This is a genomic window from Glycomyces sp. TRM65418 (assembly GCF_019710475.1).
In the GTDB taxonomy this organism is placed as follows: Bacteria; Actinomycetota; Actinomycetes; order Mycobacteriales; family Micromonosporaceae; genus Glycomyces.
Window position 1 is genome coordinate 314,414 of sequence record NZ_JAJFAX010000002.1, and the last position, 15,880, is coordinate 330,293.

Sequence of the window (15,880 nt, forward strand, 5' to 3'; positions counted from 1 at the left end):
TTAGTCCACCGTCACGTAGTCGGGGCCGGAGTAGTGGCCGGTCTTGAGCTTCTGGCGCTGCATGAGCAGGTCGTTGAGGAGGCTGGAGGCGCCGAAGCGGAACCACTCGTTCGTCAGCCAGTCGTCGCCGAGGGTCTCGTTGACGCACACCAGGTACTTGATCGCGTCCTTGGTGCCCCGGATCCCGCCGGCGGGCTTGACGCCGACCTGCACGCCCGTGGCGGCGCGGAAGTCGCGCACGGCCTGCATCATGAGCAGGGTGACCGGCAGGGTCGCGTTGACGCCGACCTTGCCGGTGGAGGTCTTGATGAAGTCGGCCCCGGCGTGCATGGCGAGCCAGGAGGCGCGGCGCACGTCGTCGTAGGTGACGAGTTCGCCGGTCTCGAGGATCACTTTGAGGCGGGCGTCGCCGCTGGCGGCCTTGACGGCCGCGATCTCGTGGAAGACCCGTTCGAGGTCGCCCGAGAGGAACGCGCCGCGGTTGATGACCATGTCGATCTCGTCGGCCCCGGCGCGGACGGCGGCCTCGGTGTCGGCGAGGCGGACGTCGAGGGGGACCTGCCCGGCGGGGAACCCGGTGGCGACCGAGGCGACCTTGACGCCGGTGCCCTCGAGGGCTTCGGCGGCCGTCGCGACCATCGACGGATACACGCAGACCGCCGCGGTGGAGGGCGCGTCCCCGTCGGGCCGGACGGCCTTGGCGGCGAGCGACCGGACCTTGCCGGGGGTGTCGGCGCCTTCGAGCGTGGTGAGGTCGATCATGCTGATGGCGAGGTCGATGGCCCGGGCCTTCGACTCCTGTTTGACGGAGCGGGTGGCGAGCCCGGCCGCGCGGGCCTCGAGGCCGACCGCGTCGACGCCGGGGAGGGCGCGGACGAGGGCGGCGGCCTCAGCGCCGCTCAAAATAGATCCCATGACCCGATGGTATCCAAACTCGTGTGGTGCGGAACGCCGGCTGTGGTGACCAGCTCACATTAGCGCGGCGAGCTGGCCGTTAAGGTTGGGAACCGTGGATGTCAAGATCGTCGAACACCCGCTCGCCGCAGAACGGCTTACCGCCATGCGGGACGAGCGCTCGGACTCGCCTAGGTTCCGGGCCGCCCTGCACGAGCTCACTACGATGCTCGTCTACGAGGCCACGCGGGACGTGGCCGTGACCGAATACGAGATCAGGACACCCGTGGCCCCCGCGGGGGGCTTCCGGCTGGCGAACCCGCCGCTGCTGGTGCCGGTGCTGCGCGCCGGGCTCGGCATGGCCGACGCGGCCCAGGCGATGATCCCGGACGCCTCGATGGGCTTCGTGGGCCTGGCCCGCGACGAGGAGACGCATGAGCCGTACGCGTACATGGAGTCGCTGCCCGACGATCTGGCCGGACGCCATGTCATCGTGCTCGACCCGATGGTCGCCACGGGCGGTTCGCTGCTGCGCTGCTGCGAGATGATCGCCGCGCGCGGGTGCACGGACATCGACCTCATCAGCGTCCTGTGCGCGCCGGACGGCATCGAGCGGCTGGCGTCGTCGGGGATCGCGATGAAGATGACGACCGCCGCGGTCGACCCGCGGCTCGACGACAAGGCCTACATCGTCCCCGGCCTGGGCGACGCGGGAGACCGCCAATTCGGCGCCTACCGCCGCTTCTAGCAACGAGGAGCGGGGCCGGGCGCATCGCGCCCGGCCCCGCTCGCTTCGCTCAGTAGTGGGGCACGCCCAGGATCGCCGCGACTTCGGCCCGCAGGGCCTGCACGCTGGCGCGGGCGCGTTCCCTCGCCCCGGTCAGGTCGCCGCCGACGTCTTCCCTGACCTCCAGGTAGGCCTTCAGCTTCGGTTCGGTCCCGCTCGGGCGGGCCACCACCCGCGCGTTCGCGGTCGTGACCGTCACGACGTCGGCGTCCGGGAGGCGGTCGTGGTAGTCCACGACCGGCTCGTCCAGCAGCGTCGTCGGCTGGTGCGCCCGCAGGCGCTTCATGCACGCGCCGATCTCCGACAGGTCCTCGACCCGCACCGACAGCTGCCCGGTCTCGAACACGCCGAACTCCTCGGCCAGCTCGTCGAGCCGGTCCTGGAGGGTCGCGAAGCGCGCCGCCTGGCCCGCCGCGATCTCGCTGACGACCAGCGCCGCCGAGATGCCGTCCTTGTCCCGCAGGAACCCCGGGGCCACGCAGTAGCCCAGGGCCTCCTCGAACGCGAACGCCAGGTCCGCGCCCGCGCGGGCCAGCCACTTGAAGCCGGTGAGGGTCTCCTCGTAGCCGAAGCCGCGCTTGTCGCACATGGCCTTGAGCTGCGTCGTGGAGACGATCGTGGTCGCGTAGGTCCCATGGTGGCCCTTGCGCATCCAGTGGTCGGCGAGGAGCACGCCGACCTCGTTGCCGCTCAGCTGCCGCCATGTGCCGTCGCCCACGGGGATCGCCACCGAGCAGCGGTCGGCGTCAGGGTCCAGCGCGATGGCGACGTCGGCGCCCTCGTCGACGGCGAGGGCCGTGAGCAGGTCGATCGCGCCGGGCTCCTCGGGGTTGGGGAACGCCACGGTCGGGAAGTCCGGGTCCGGGTCGGCCTGCTCGGGCACGAGGGTCGGGGCCGGGAACCCGGCCCGCTCCATGGCCCGCACCAGGGTGGCGCCGCCGACGCCGTGCATCGGGGTCGCCACGGCCGCGAGGCGCTTGGGGTCGTCGGGGTCGACCACCGAGGCGACGGCGGCCAAGTACTGGTCCACGATGGACTCGTCGAGGGTCTCACCCTCGTCGCCCAGCGGGATCTCCGAGAGCGGCCCGAGCGCTTCGATCGCGGCCTCGATCTGGGTGTCGGCGGGCGGGATGATCTGCGCGCCCGCGCCGAGGTCGCCCCCGAGCCCGCGGCCGAGGTACACCTTGTAGCCGTTGTCCTGCGGCGGGTTGTGGCTGGCGGTCACCTGGACCGCGGCCGCCGCGTCGAGGCGGGTGACCGCGAAGGCGGTCACGGGGGTCGGCAGCGGCCCGGGCATGACCAGCGCGCGGCGTCCCGATCCGGTGACGACGCGGGCGGTCTCCACGGCGAAGTCGCGGCTGCGGTGGCGCGCGTCGTAGCCGATGACGACCGGGCCTTCGGCGCCGTTCGCGTCCAGCCAGCTCGCGAGTCCCGCGGCGGCGGCGCGCACGACGGCGAGGTTCATGCCGTTCGGTCCGGCCCGCAGCGGGCCGCGCAGGCCGGCGGTGCCGAAGCGGAGCCGTCCGGCGAAGCGGTCGGACAGTTCCGCGGCCGTCGCCGGGAGCCCGTCGAGCAGCCGGTACAGCTCGTCCCGGGAGTCCTTGTCGGGGTCGTCGGTGATCCACTGCAGCACTTCGGCGCGCAGCGCATCCAGGTCGGTCGCGTCGTGAGTGTGAACAGGCTCCATGGGGAAATGGTCGCATATCCGCCACCTGGGGGACCGGTGTTGCGGGCGGTGTGGCCTCAGCCGGTCGCGAAGGAAGCGACGGCCTCGTCGTACACCTGCTGTGATAGGTCCCAGGCGTCGGCGTCGCCGGAGATGAAGACGCCGTAGGCGTTCCCGTCGCCGGCGTCCACGATGGCCCAGATCGAGTGCCGTTCGGCCCCGGCGTCGTCGAGGTTGGTGCCGGTGTACTCGAGCACCGACCCGCTCATGCCGGCGATCTCGACGCCTTCGAGCCGCACCTGCTCGAGGTCGGTCATCTCCTCGGGGAGGCCGTCCCAGTAGTCGCCGAGATAGCCCTCGGGGTCGGCGGCGCCGCGGTCCGAACCGGAGTAGAACCGGACCCACTGGGTCTCGTCCTCGGGGTTGTAATAGAGCGCGTAGTCGTCCCCGCCGTCGCCTTCGGCCCACGCCGACGGGTAGTTCACGGTGAAGCCGTCGCCTTCGTGCGTGGCGGTCGCGAAGGCCGGGCCCGCCGAGTCGCCTTCGGGCTCGTCTTCGGACGGGTCCTCGGATCCGGCGCTGTCGGACGCGCCCGGTGCCGCGCCGCCCCCGCCGCCGTCGTCGATGAGCGCTTTGTAGGCGCCCCAGCCGAGCACGAGGACGAGCAGTGCGCAGACGACGATGACCGCCGCGGACTTCCACGGGTTCTGCTCCGGTTCCGGCTCCGGCTCGCGAACGCGGGGCCGCCCGCCGGTGCGCGGGGGCGAGACCTCCTGGTAGCCGCCGGACCTGCTGCCCATGGTGTGCCCGCCGGGGGGCGTCCCGGCCCCGCCCGGGCCGGCCAGCGGCCCGGCCAGGAGCACCTGGAGCTCCTCGCGCACCTGCGGCAGCGGCGTGCGCTGATGCGGGTCCTTCGCGAGCATCCCGCCCAGCAGGAGGGTGAGCGGCCCGGCGTTGCGCGGGTTCTCCGGCGGCTCCTGGACGACCGCGCGCATCGTGGCCACCGCGTTGCCGCGGTCGAACGGCGGTCGCCCCTCGACGGCCGCGTACAGGGTCACGCCGAGGCTGAACACGTCGCTCGCGGGCTCGGCCGGACGCCCGACGGCCCGCTCGGGCGCGATGTAGTGCGCCGAGCCGAGGACCTTGCCCGGGGTGGTCCCGCCCGAGACCTGGTGCATCTGGGCGGCGCCGAAGTCCGAGAGCACGCAGCGCCCGTCGGTGGAGATGAGGACGTTGCCGGGTTTGACGTCGCGGTGGATGATCCCGGCGTCGTGCGCCGCCTGGAGCGCGCCGACGAGCGCCAGGCCGATCTTCGCGGCCACGCGCGGGCTGAGCGGCCCGTCCTGGGTGAGGATCTCCGCGAGGCTCCGGGCCTGCAGGAGTTCCATGACGATCCACGGCAGGCCGAGGTGCTCGACGACGTCGAAGACGCGGATGACCGCCGGATGCGAGAGCCGGGCGGCGCTCTGGGCTTCGCGCCGGGACCGGTCGATGAGCTGGACGCGCTCCTGCGGCGGCAGGTCCGGCGGCAGGAAGACCTCTTTCAGGGCCACTTCGCGCCGCAGCACGGTGTCGTGGGCGCGCCACACGGACCCGTTGCCGCCCTTGCCCACGAGGTCGACGAGCCGGTACCGGTCGGCGACGAGGTCGCCGGGGCCGGCGCGGTGGCCGGACGCGGGCGGCCCGAAGGTCCGGCCGGGGCCCTCGGCGGGGACGCTCCCGCCGCCGACCGCGAAGCTCTGGCCGAGGTTCCCGAAGTTGCCGTAGGAGGAGCTGCCCTGGCCCGAGGAGTCGCCGTAGGAGTCGCCGCCGTACGCGTCGCGGTTGTAGCCGGGATGCCGACGGGTCGAATACGGGTCCGACATCGGCCCGCGGTGCGGGTCGGACATGGGACCGCGGTGGGGATCCGACATGGGACCGCGGTGGGGATCCGACATCGGCCCGCGGTGCGGGTCCGACATGGGCCCCCGGTGGGGGTCCGAACCGGCGAACCGCGCCCCGAACGAAGGATGGGGGTCGCGCCCGCCGGGCTCCGAGCCGTGCCCGGGGACGGGGCCGCGGTGCGGGTCCGAGCCCGCGAAGCGCGCGCCGAAGGAGGGGCGGGGATCGCGCCCGCCGGGCCCGGAATCGTATGATGAGCGGGGAAACTCTTGGGGCTCTTGGGGTTCGGAGGAGTAGCGGGGTGACGGCACCGCACCGCGCCGGGGGTCCTCGTAAGCGCCGGGACCACCGCGACCGTAGTCAGATGAGTACGTCATTCGGCCACTCCTCGCGAGGGATCCCCACTATATTGCCGCGCCGCGGCCACCGCGTCCGTACCGGGCCGCTCAAAGCCGCAGGATCCGCCGTGGTCCGCGGGGCGGCGGCCTGCCGGCGTCGGTGTCACGAGGGCGGCTCCGGGGGTTCGGCGGCGCGCCGCCGACAAGGCCGCCAGGACTTCCCGAAGACGCAGTTCAACCCCTAGGATGGCAGCCATGCAGTCGTCACCGCAAGGCCGAGACGGGATCGAGATCCGGCCCGTCTACGGCCCCGACGACGCCGCGAAGGACCTCCCGGAGCGACTCGGCGAACCCGGGTCGTTTCCGTACACGCGCGGCGTCCACCCGACCATGTACACCTCGAAGCCCTGGACCATGCGCCAGTACGCCGGGTTCGCCACGGCCGCGGAGTCCAACCGCCGCTACCGCGACCTCCTGGAGGCCGGCACCACCGGCCTGTCCGTGGCCTTCGACCTGCCCACCCAGATGGGCTACGACTCCGACGCGCCCGAGGCCGCCGGCGAGGTCGGCAAGGTCGGCGTCGCCATCGACTCGATCGCGGACATGCGCGTCCTGTTCGGCGGCATCCCCCTCGACGAGGTCTCGACCTCGATGACCATCAACGCCCCCGCCGCGGTCCTGCTGCTCCTGTACCAGCTCGTCGCCGAAGAGCAGGGCGCCGACCCGACCCGGCTGCGCGGCACCGTCCAGAACGACATCCTGAAGGAGTACATCGCGCGCGGCACCTACATCTTCCCGCCCGCGCCGAGCCTCCGCCTGGTCAGCGACACCTTCGCCTACTGCGCCGCCGAACTGCCGCAGTGGAACACGATCTCCATCTCCGGCTACCACATGGCCGAGGCCGGGGCCACCGCCGCGCAGGAGCTCGCATTCACCCTCGCCGACGGCATCGAGTACGTCAACTGCGCCCTCGACGCCGGACTCGACGTGGACGCCGTCGCCCCGCGCCTCTCCTTCTTCTTCGTGGCCCGCTCCACGATCCTCTCCGAGGTCGCCAAGTTCCGCGCCGCCCGCCGCATCTGGGCGCACATCATGCGCGACCGCTTCGGGGCGAAGGACCCCCGCTCGCTGAAGCTGCGCTTCCACACCCAGACCGCCGGGGTCGAGCTCACCGCCCAGCAGCCCGAGGTCAACCTCGCCCGCGTCACCGTCCAGGCCATGGCCGCCGTCCTCGGCGGCACCCAGTCGCTGCACACGAACGCCTACGACGAGGCCATCGCCCTGCCCACCGACACCTCCGCGCGCCTGGCCCTGCGCACCCAGCAGGTCCTCGCCAACGAGACCGACCTGTGCGCCACGGTCGACCCGTTCGCCGGCTCGTACGCGATCGAGGCGCTCACCGACGCGACCGAGGCCGAGGCCCTGCGCCTCATCGACGCGGTCTTCGCGCACGGATCGGCCGTCGGCGCGATCGAGGCGGGATTCCAGAAGAGTGAGATTGAACGCAGCGCCTACGAGACGGCGAAGCGCATCGATTCGGGCGAACAGACCGTCGTCGGCGTGAACGCCTACACCCTCAATGGGGACGAGGCCCCCTATAAACCGCTCAAAGTAGACCCCGCTATGGAGGCCGCCCAGGTCGAGCGGCTCGCCGCCCATCGCGCCTCGCGCGATGCGAGTACCCTCGAAAGCGCGCTCGCCGGTTTGAAACGAGCCGCAGCGGGAACGGACAATGTGCTGTATCCGCTCAAAGCCGCACTCGCCGCCGGGGCCACCGTCGGGGAAGTGTGCAGCGCGCTCGCCGCGGAATGGGGACGATACGTCCCCACCGACAATTGGTGACGGCCCTCTCACCGAAGGCGGAGCGCACAACGGGTCTGTCGACGGATCCGGGGAACCGGGAAACACTGGACCGCGGACGCGTCACGAACCGCGGGCACGTCCGTGTCCTGTATGAAAATCGGATCCCGGCCGTAACTTATCGGCTCGGCAAGCGTTATGCCTCGTGACGGCGGGTTCGGCCGAAGCGGCAGTAACCGCCCGTCGTGCGGTCGTGACCCCCGGCTCGGGGATCGGGGATCCGGGCGTCGCAGATCACGGCGCTAGCCGCAACGGAGTGCGATCGGATTAAGCTTGCCGGATCGTCCTCCATTGGCTTTGATCCTCGAACGCGAATTGCGAGGCGCGAAGGAATGTACACGCTCACTGCGGAGAAAGTCGTCGAGATGGGTACCGCCACAAAATCCAATGAGCCGCTCCCGCGCGCGATCGCGCCCCAAAGCCTCGTGGTACCCGGCGCCATGCCCAGGCTCGACGGTTCGCCCGGCAACCCCGCGGAGGAGCAGGCCATGATGTCGCTGCCCGACTTCCTCGACGACTGGCTCGCCGCCCACGCGGACGAGGTCATCGCGGCCCGCCGCCACATCCACGCGAACCCCCGCCTCTCGCGCCAGGAGCACGACACCGCGGACTACGTGGCCGCCTGCCTCGCCGAAGCCGGACTCGACCCCCAGATGATCCCCGACGGCACCGGCCTGACCTGCGACATCGGCTCCGGCGACCGGGTGATCGCCATCCGCGCCGACATGGACGCCCTGCCGATCCACGACCCCAAGCCCGTCCCGTACCGGTCCACCGTCGAGGGCGTGTGCCACGCGTGCGGGCACGACGCCCACACCGCCATGCTCATCGGCGTCGGCCGCGTCCTGGCCGAGATCGAACGCCGCGAGGGCCTCCCCGGGCGGTTCCGGCTCGTGTTCCAGCCCTCCGAGGAGCAGTTCCCCTCCGGCGCGCCCACGATGATCAAGTACGGGGCGCTCACCGACGTGGCCGCGATCTTCGCGTTCCACTGCGACCCGCAGTTCCCGGTCGGGCAGGTCGCCGTGCGCAACGGCCCCCTGACGGCCGCCTGCGACGTCATGGAGGTCCGCATGCAGGGCCGCGGCGGCCACACCTCCCGCCCCCACCTGACCTCCGACCTCGTGACCGCCATCGGACGCGTCGTCGTCGACGTGCCCGCCCTGGTGAACCGCCGCCTCGACCCGCGGCAGTCGGTCGCGATCGTCTTCGGCGCGGTGCAGGCCGGCGAGGCCGCGAACGCGATCCCGCAGGAGGCGCTCGCCCGCGCGACCGTGCGGGTGCACGGCCACGAGACCTGGGACATGATCCCGGACCTGGTGCAGGAGGTGACGCGGTCGGTGGCCCGCGCCTCCGGCGTCGAGTGCGAGATCGAGTACCGCCGCGGCGTGCCGCCGGTGGTGAACGACCGCGTGGCGTCGGCGATGTTCGCCGGAGCGACCGCCGCCGCGCTCGGCGACGACGCCGTGGCCGAGGCCCCGATGTCCATGGGCGGCGAGGACTTCGCGTACTACCTGGAGCAGGTGCCGGGAGCGATGGCCCGCCTCGGCGTGGCCCGCCCGGGCGAGCACCTGGACATCCACCAGGGCAACTTCGACATCGACGAGGAAGCACTCTCGCACGGGGTGCGCGTCATGATCCACACCGCCCTGGCGGCCGCGGTGAGCCCGGCCTTCTAAGACGGATCGAGGACAGGGACGGCGCGGCAGCGCCGTCCCTGTCCCGCTGCGGCGGGACGAACAGCGAAACGTGAACGGCGCGTCCGGGACGAATCGGACATCGAGGGACCCCCGTTGACAACGCTACGCGGCGGGTGCGACAGCGGATCCCGCGTCGCGAACGTGACCGGAGCGTCCCGGCGAAACGGGCACCAGGGGACCCCGAATCAACACCATGCGGCAGGTGCGACAGAAAAACCGGTGCGCGCGAACCATGGACGGAGCGCCCTGGCAAAGCGGACGCCGCCCCTGCGCGGCTCGCAAGCGTCGCGGCGATGGCGGCCTCGCCGGTCCGCCGATGCGGCACGGGCCCGACACCGCCCGGCAGGTCATTCGGCGGTCGGCCGTTTCCTCAGGGCCTCCACGTAGTCCTGCGGGGCGCCGGCCGCTTCGGCCGCGCGCATGATCTCGTCGAGGTACCACTGGCTCGGCAGGCCGCCCTCGAAGCCCTCGAACACGTACAGCCACACCGGACGGTTCGCCTCCAACGTCGCCGCCTGCGTGTGCATCCTCCGGTAGAGCCCCGAGTTCAGGCCCTCCAGCTCGTCCAGCACCTGCCGGTCGGCCGGGTCGAGGTCGTACAGCGCCACGAAGACCCGCTCGCCGGGGGACTCGACCACGGTCGCGACCGCCGTCTCCGATCCCAGATCGGCGTCGCAGAACGTCAGGCGCCAACCCTCCAGCCAGCCGGTGCCCACCAGCGGCGACCGCGGGCACGTCGCTTGCATGCGGGCAGGGTCTAGATTCGAGCCGTAGGCGGCATAGAGATGCACGTCTTGAAGATACCCTTAAACCTGCCCGCACTGAAGCATCCCGAACACCGAAAGGCGCGACGTGGCACGTGTAGCGATCATCGGCGGAGGACCGGCCGGGTACGAGGCAGCCCTCGTGGCAGCCCAGCTCGGCGCCGACGTCACCCTCATCGAGGCCACCGGGGCGGGCGGCGCCTGCGTCCTCTCGGACTGCGTCCCCTCCAAGACGTTCATCGCCGCCTCCTCGCTCCTGACCGAGATCCAGGAGTCCAGCGAGCTCGGCGTCGGCACCAAGGAGGCCAGCGCCGACCCCGTCGCCGTCAACGGCCGCGTGCGCCGCCTCGCCACGCAGCAGTCGGCCGACATCGCCCAGAAACTCGTCAACGCCGGCGTCGACATCGTCTACGGCCGCGGCGCCCTGCGCGTCGACAAGGGCTACAACTACGTGCACGAACTCCACGTGGTCCCCGTCGAAGGCGAGCCCTTCGACGCCGACGCCGACATCGTCCTCATCGCCACCGGCGCCACCCCCCGCACCCTCACCTCCGCGCCCGTCGACGGCGAGCGCATCCTCACCTGGCGGCAGCTCTACGACCTCAAGGAACTCCCCGAGCACCTCATCGTCGTCGGCTCCGGCGTCACCGGCGCCGAGTTCGCCTCCGCCTACCTCGCGATGGGCTCGCACGTCACCCTCATCTCCTCCCGCGACCGCGTCATGCCCCACGAGGACGCCGAGGCCGCCGAGACCGTCGGCCGCGTCTTCGTGCGCCGCGGCATGGACGTGCGCAACCACTCCCGCGCCGCCGCCGCCCGCCGCACCGAGAACGGCGTCGAAGTCGAACTCGAGGACGGCACCGTCATCGAAGGCAGCCACGCCCTCATCTGCGTCGGCTCCATCCCCAACTCCGACGACCTCGGCCTCCACGCCTACGGCATCACCGTGGACGAACGCGGCTTCATCCCCGTCGACAAGGTCTCCCGCACCAACGTCCCCGGCGTCTACGCCGCGGGCGACGTCACCGGCGTCCACGCCCTCGCCTCGGTCGCGGCCATGCAGGGACGCATCGCGATCTGGCACGCCCTCGGCGAGGCCGTGCGCCCCATCAAGCTCGCCCACGTGGCCGCGAACGTGTTCACCGACCCCGAGCTCGCGTCCGTCGGCGTCACCCAGGCCGATGTGGACTCCGGCAAGGCGGACTGCCGGACCGTGCTGCTCCCGTTCGCGTCCAACCCGCGCGCCAAGATGGTCGACCGCACCGAGGGCTTCGTGAAGCTCTTCGCCTGGAACTCCTCGGGGATCGTCGCCGGCGGCATCGTGGTCGGCTCCCGCGCCTCCGAACTCATCACCCCGATCGCGCTGGCCGTGGAGCAGCGGCTCACCGTCGAGCAGGTCGCCCGCACGTTCACGATCTACCCGTCGCTGTCGGGGTCGGTCGCCGAGGCCGCCCGCCAGCTCATGGAGTTCTAAGCGCCGCAAGGCGAAGGGCCCGCGGTGTCGCGCCGCGGGCCCTCCGCCGTCGACGGCCTAAGCGAAGGTCTCGACCCGCAGATGGCGGATCAGGTGCACGTCGGTGGCCCCGCCGGTGGACGACGCGAAACCGAACTTGAACGTGTCGGGGGCCTCGTGCGGGACCCGGGTCTCCAGGACCCGGTGCCAGCCGTCGCCCTGCATGAAGTCGACGTCCACGGTCACCGTCGGCTCGGCGTCGTCGGTGATCTTGAGCTTCACGAGGCGCTTGGCCTCGGCCAGCGTCGGCATCTCGAGGCTCTCGGGGAAGTCGGTGCCGTAGAGGTCGCCGCGCGGGTGGGTGCCGATCTTCTCGTCGGTGGCGGTGGTCGCCAGGAGGCAGTAGCCCTCCATGCCGTCGCCGGGGCCGCGCAGGGCCACGTTGTCCGGCGCCCTGTTCGCGCCGGTCCGGAGGTGCCCGGGGGCCCGGTGCTCCTCGGGGCAGCCGGTGCCGCGGCCCTCGGTGTCGGCCGAGAAGTTGCCCCACGCGTCCAGACCCAGACCCAGGTAGCCGCCTTCGACGCCGGGCATGTCGCCTTGGCGGGACTCGATCTGGGCGTAGCCGAGGCTGCCGCCGTACGCGCCGACCTCGTCCAGGTCGGTGTCGCCGTCGACGATGAAGAACGAGATGCCGTCGGCGCCGGTCCCGCCGTACTGGTACTGCGCGAACGTGACCTCGATGCCGCCCTGGTTGCGCAGGGCCTTGTCGTAGAGGACCCCGCCGAAGTCGTATTTCGCGGCGTCGGTCAGCTGAAGGTAACCCGGCGACTTGCCCGAAGCGGGGACCGGACCGGTGCTCTGGTCGGCGCACGAGTCGAACTCGTCCTCGCCGAGCAGCTCGGCGGCGGCGGTCAGGCAGGCGTTGTGCGACTCGAAGTTCGGGTCGGCGACGCTGCCACCGGTGAAGCTCTCGGCCACCAGCAGCGTCTTCTTCTCCTCGGCGCCTTGGGCTCCGGCCCCGGCGGGCATCGCCGCGAGAGCGGCGGCGAGCATCATCGAACCCGCCCCGAACATGGCTGTACGTTTCACAGGTGCTCCTTCGATCCGGTCGCGGAGCACCGGCCGCTGCGGCCGTGCCCGCGTGGGCTGCGGCCCCCGCGAACGAAAGCCGACTACAGAGCGAAGCTATATGAGAACATCGGGCGACGAGACCGATTCGGGCAACCATGAACAGTCTACAGAGGACGTCCGGAATCCGGCCGCCCCCGTCCCGGCGCCCCGCTCAGGCGTCCCTGCGGCGCATGGCCAGCCAACCGCCCGCCAACGCCGCCGCCGTCCACAGCACCAGGATCGCCACCCCGGTCCACGCCCCGTAGTCCCGCCCGAACCGCGGATCGCCCGGAATCGTCATGTGCATGATCACATGACCGACCTGGTCGGGGAAGTACTGCACCACCGGCCTGATCGCGTCCACGTTCCCCAAGCCCTGCCCCGACAGGAACAGGACCGGCAGCAGGATCGCGAGCGTCCACACCGTACTGCGCGTCACGACGGTGATCGCCGCCGCGAACACGCACAGCAGCATCAGACTGATCCAACCCCCCAGCAGCGACTCGATCGTCGCCCACTCGGTCCACGAGACCGCCGCGTCGCCCGCCAGGCCCTGCACGATCGCGAACACGGCCAACTCCACCGGCAGCACCACGAGCGCCACGGTCGCCCCGACCGCGCTCATCTTCGCCGCGTACAACCTCCCCCGCGACGGCACCGCCGCCAAGGACGCCTTGATCGTGCCCGTGGCGTACTCCGAGCCGACGCACGCCACCGCGAACGTGACCAGCAGCAGCTGCGCCACCAGCAGCCCCATGAACGCGGCCGTGAGCGGATCGTCCAAGTCCGCGCCCGGCTCCATCGTCGAGCCGATCAGCCACCCCATGCCGAGCGCCACGACCGCGAACACCGTCAGCGTCACCGCGGTCGACCGCACCGACCGGACCTTCACCCACTCGGCCGCGGCCGCCGCCCCGAACGCGCTCATCGCGAACCCCCCGCCCTGAACTCGACCGATTCGCTCGTCAACCGCATGAACGCCTCCTCCAGACTCGCGCCGCGATGCGAGGCGAGGAACGCCTCCATCGGCACGTCCGCCAGCAGCCGCCCCCGCCCGATCACGACCAGATGCTCGGCCGTCAACGCCATCTCGGCCATGAGATGACTCGACACCAGCACCGTGCGGCCCTCGGCCGCCAGCCGCTTCATGAGATTCCGGATCCACACCACCCCCTCGGGATCGAGGCCGTTGACCGGTTCGTCGAGGATGAGCACCCCAGGATCGCCGAGCAGCGCCGCGGCGACGCCGAGGCGCTGCTTCATGCCCAGCGAGAGCGCCCTGGCGCGCTTGCGGCCGGCCTCCGTCATACCGGTCGCCTCCAGGACCTCCCCGATGCGCCGCTCGCCGATGCCGTTGCTGCGCGCCAGCCACCGCAGATGCTCCCGCACCGACCGGCTCGGATGCAGATCCCCGGCCTCCAGCAGCGCACCCACCGCCGTCAACGGCCGCGGCAGGGACGCGTACGGCCGCCCGTTCACCGTCGCATCCCCGCTCGTGGGACGGTCGAGGCCCAGGATGAGCCGGATCGTGGTGGACTTGCCCGCGCCGTTGGGCCCGAGGAACCCCGTGACGCGGCCCGGCTCCACCGTGAAGGACAGGTCGTCGACGGCCGTGCCGCCGCGATACCGCTTGGTCAGATTGCGTACTTCGATCACCAGGCCACCGTACGAACGCCGACGCCCGCGGCACAGTCGCCGAAGGTCGCGGCCCCCCGCGACGAAAGTGCACTGCGGCGGCGCCGATCCGATGCGTACCCTGACGGCATGAGAGGTCTGCTCGCGGCGATCGCGGTAGTGCTGGCCGAGTTCGCCCTGCTCCTCGCCCTCCCCGCCGGGCCGCTGCCCGCCGGGATCCTCGCCCTGCTCGCCGCGGCCGTCGTCCTCGCGCTCTGGCAGCTGTTCCGCCGGGCCGAACGCGAACAAGAGGTCGCGGTCCACCGCGAACGGCTGCGCCTGGCCCGCGACATGCACGACCGGATCGGACGACGGCTCGGCCTGGCGGCCGTCCAGGCCGCGGCCCTGGAGGTCCGCGAAGCCGACCCCGCGCGCCGCGCCGACGCCCGGCAGATCGGCGACACCGTCCGCGCCGCGGTCGACGACCTCCACGGCCTCGTGTCACTGCTGCGCACCGGGGCCGAGGCCGAAGCGAAGTTCGACGCCGCCGAGGCCGCCGCGCTCGCGGCGACGTTCATGGAGGCGGGCGTCCCGGTCGAACTCCGGCACGAAGGCGAGCCCGGGACACTCCCGGCCGTGGCCGCGCGGGCCGCCTACGCGGTGCTGGAAGAGGGCCTGGCGAACGCGGCCAAGCACGCTCCTGGCCGACCGGTGCGCGCGACGGTCACCTGGGAGGCCGACGCACTGCTGGTGGCCGTCGAGAACCCGCTGACCGGCGGCGCCCCGGACCTGGAACTCCCCGGCGGCCATGGCCTCGCGGGCCTGCGCGAGCGGATCGACGCGGCGGGCGGCCTCCTCGACTGCCGGGCCGCGGACGGCCGGTTCCGAGTGAGCGCCATGCTCCCGCTGCCGGCGGCGCGGGCGACGCGCTCGCAGGCGGCCCGGACGGCGGCGATCGCGACGGTCGTGGTGCTGCTCGCGCTGCTGCCGTTGAGCGCGGTCACCGGGGCGCAGCCGTGACGCGGGTGGTGATCGCCGACGACGAACCGCTCGTGGTCGAAGGGGTGCGGACGGTCCTCGAAGCGGCCGGCATCGACGTCGCGGCAATCGCCCATAATGGACGCGACGCCCTCACCGAGGCCGAGCGGCACCGGCCCGAAGTGGCGCTGTTGGACCTGCACATGCCGGGACTCGGTGGCCTGGAGGTGGTCGAGCGGCTGGGCGCGGTCGCCCCGGGCACGCGGGCACTGGTGCTGACCTCGTTCGGCGACCAGCCGAACGTGCTCGCCGCGGTGGAGCGCGGCGCGGCCGGGTTCGTGCTGAAGACCTGCGCCCCTGAGGAACTCGTGACAGCGGTGCGCGCGGTCGCGGCGGGGGAGGCGTACCTGTCGCCGGCGGTGACGCGGATGGTGCTGGGCCTGGTGGCCCCCGAATCGGTGCCGCGGCGGCGGGATGCGGTGGAGCGGCTCGCGCGGCTGGCCGCGCGCGAGCGGGAGGTCTTGGAGCTGGTGGCCGAGGGCCTGTCCAATGCGGAGATCGCCGTGCGGGCCCATATGAGCGAGGCGACGGTGAAGACCTACGTGAGCCGGGTCCTCGCGAAGCTCGACTGCGCCAACCGGGTCCAGGCGGCGATGCTCGCCAGGGACGCCAGAGGCTGAACCCGGCAGCGCCGCGGCGTTATCCACAGGCCGCTGTCCTGGGGAAACGCAGCGTTATCCACAGGCGGGAAATAGTTCTTGGCGGCACTGGTGGGACATGTGATGGTTGATAGATAAAAACAGCTGCTTCGCCGGTGGCGGTGGAAGTGCGGAGTGGC

At 71.9% G+C, this 15,880-nt stretch carries 13 protein-coding genes; 6 read left to right on the forward strand and 7 right to left on the reverse strand.

Annotation, left to right across the window (positions count from 1 at the left end; all coding sequences use genetic code 11):
* Positions 1 to 915 (reverse strand): deoxyribose-phosphate aldolase, encoded by a 915-nt coding sequence (gene deoC / locus K3N28_RS06515; protein ID WP_228091676.1) that lies wholly within the window; start codon positions 913 to 915, stop codon positions 1 to 3.
* Positions 916 to 1,009: 94 nt separating this feature from the next.
* Between deoC and upp the strand changes: the two genes are divergently transcribed.
* Positions 1,010 to 1,642 (forward strand): uracil phosphoribosyltransferase, encoded by a 633-nt coding sequence (gene upp, locus K3N28_RS06520; RefSeq protein WP_228091677.1) that lies wholly within the window; start codon positions 1,010 to 1,012, stop codon positions 1,640 to 1,642.
* Between the two features lie 49 nt (positions 1,643 to 1,691).
* On the opposite strand, the gene K3N28_RS06525 is transcribed toward upp, so the two are convergent.
* Positions 1,692 to 3,368, reverse strand: a complete 1,677-nt coding sequence (locus K3N28_RS06525) for a phospho-sugar mutase (RefSeq protein ID WP_228091678.1) — start codon at positions 3,366 to 3,368, stop codon at positions 1,692 to 1,694.
* A 56-nt stretch (positions 3,369 to 3,424) separates the two neighbouring features.
* Positions 3,425 to 5,236: a serine/threonine-protein kinase gene (locus K3N28_RS06530; protein ID WP_228091679.1), complete on the reverse strand. Its 1,812-nt coding sequence runs from the start codon at positions 5,234 to 5,236 to the stop codon at positions 3,425 to 3,427.
* Positions 5,237 to 5,821: 585 nt separating this feature from the next.
* On the opposite strand from K3N28_RS06530, the gene K3N28_RS06535 reads away from it, so the two are divergent.
* Positions 5,822 to 7,408 (forward strand): methylmalonyl-CoA mutase, encoded by a 1,587-nt coding sequence (locus K3N28_RS06535; protein WP_228091680.1) that lies wholly within the window; start codon positions 5,822 to 5,824, stop codon positions 7,406 to 7,408.
* Positions 7,409 to 7,866: 458 nt separating this feature from the next.
* Complete coding sequence (locus K3N28_RS06540; protein WP_228091681.1) at positions 7,867 to 9,102, forward strand: amidohydrolase; 1,236 nt, start codon at positions 7,867 to 7,869, stop codon at positions 9,100 to 9,102.
* A gap of 368 nt (positions 9,103 to 9,470) precedes the next feature.
* Here the strand turns inward: K3N28_RS06540 and K3N28_RS06545 are convergent, their stop codons facing one another.
* Entirely contained in the window at positions 9,471 to 9,914 is a 444-nt protein-coding gene (locus K3N28_RS06545; RefSeq protein WP_228091682.1) for a gamma-glutamylcyclotransferase family protein, read from the reverse strand.
* A 61-nt stretch (positions 9,915 to 9,975) separates the two neighbouring features.
* On the opposite strand from K3N28_RS06545, the gene K3N28_RS06550 reads away from it, so the two are divergent.
* Positions 9,976 to 11,361: an NAD(P)H-quinone dehydrogenase gene (locus K3N28_RS06550; RefSeq protein ID WP_228091683.1), complete on the forward strand. Its 1,386-nt coding sequence runs from the start codon at positions 9,976 to 9,978 to the stop codon at positions 11,359 to 11,361.
* Positions 11,362 to 11,418: 57 nt separating this feature from the next.
* On the opposite strand, the gene K3N28_RS06555 is transcribed toward K3N28_RS06550, so the two are convergent.
* From K3N28_RS06555 to K3N28_RS06565, 3 genes are all read right to left on the reverse strand, one after another.
* Positions 11,419 to 12,429: a hypothetical protein gene (locus K3N28_RS06555; RefSeq protein WP_228091684.1), complete on the reverse strand. Its 1,011-nt coding sequence runs from the start codon at positions 12,427 to 12,429 to the stop codon at positions 11,419 to 11,421.
* Positions 12,430 to 12,622: 193 nt separating this feature from the next.
* Positions 12,623 to 13,378: an ABC transporter permease gene (locus tag K3N28_RS06560; RefSeq protein WP_228091685.1), complete on the reverse strand. Its 756-nt coding sequence runs from the start codon at positions 13,376 to 13,378 to the stop codon at positions 12,623 to 12,625.
* A complete protein-coding gene (locus K3N28_RS06565) occupies positions 13,375 to 14,106 on the reverse strand; it encodes an ABC transporter ATP-binding protein (RefSeq protein WP_228091686.1) in 732 nt (243 codons plus the stop codon). Before K3N28_RS06565 ends, K3N28_RS06560 begins: the two co-directional genes overlap by 4 nt.
* Positions 14,107 to 14,214: 108 nt before the next feature.
* Here K3N28_RS06565 and K3N28_RS06570 point away from each other — a divergent pair, with 108 nt between their 5' ends.
* Both K3N28_RS06570 and K3N28_RS06575 read left to right on the forward strand, forming a co-directional pair.
* Complete coding sequence (locus K3N28_RS06570) at positions 14,215 to 15,084, forward strand: sensor histidine kinase (protein ID WP_228091687.1); 870 nt, start codon at positions 14,215 to 14,217, stop codon at positions 15,082 to 15,084.
* Positions 15,081 to 15,722, forward strand: a complete 642-nt coding sequence (locus K3N28_RS06575) for a response regulator transcription factor (RefSeq protein WP_228091688.1) — start codon at positions 15,081 to 15,083, stop codon at positions 15,720 to 15,722. Before K3N28_RS06570 ends, K3N28_RS06575 begins: the two co-directional genes overlap by 4 nt.
* The last annotated feature ends 158 nt before the right edge of the window (positions 15,723 to 15,880 follow it).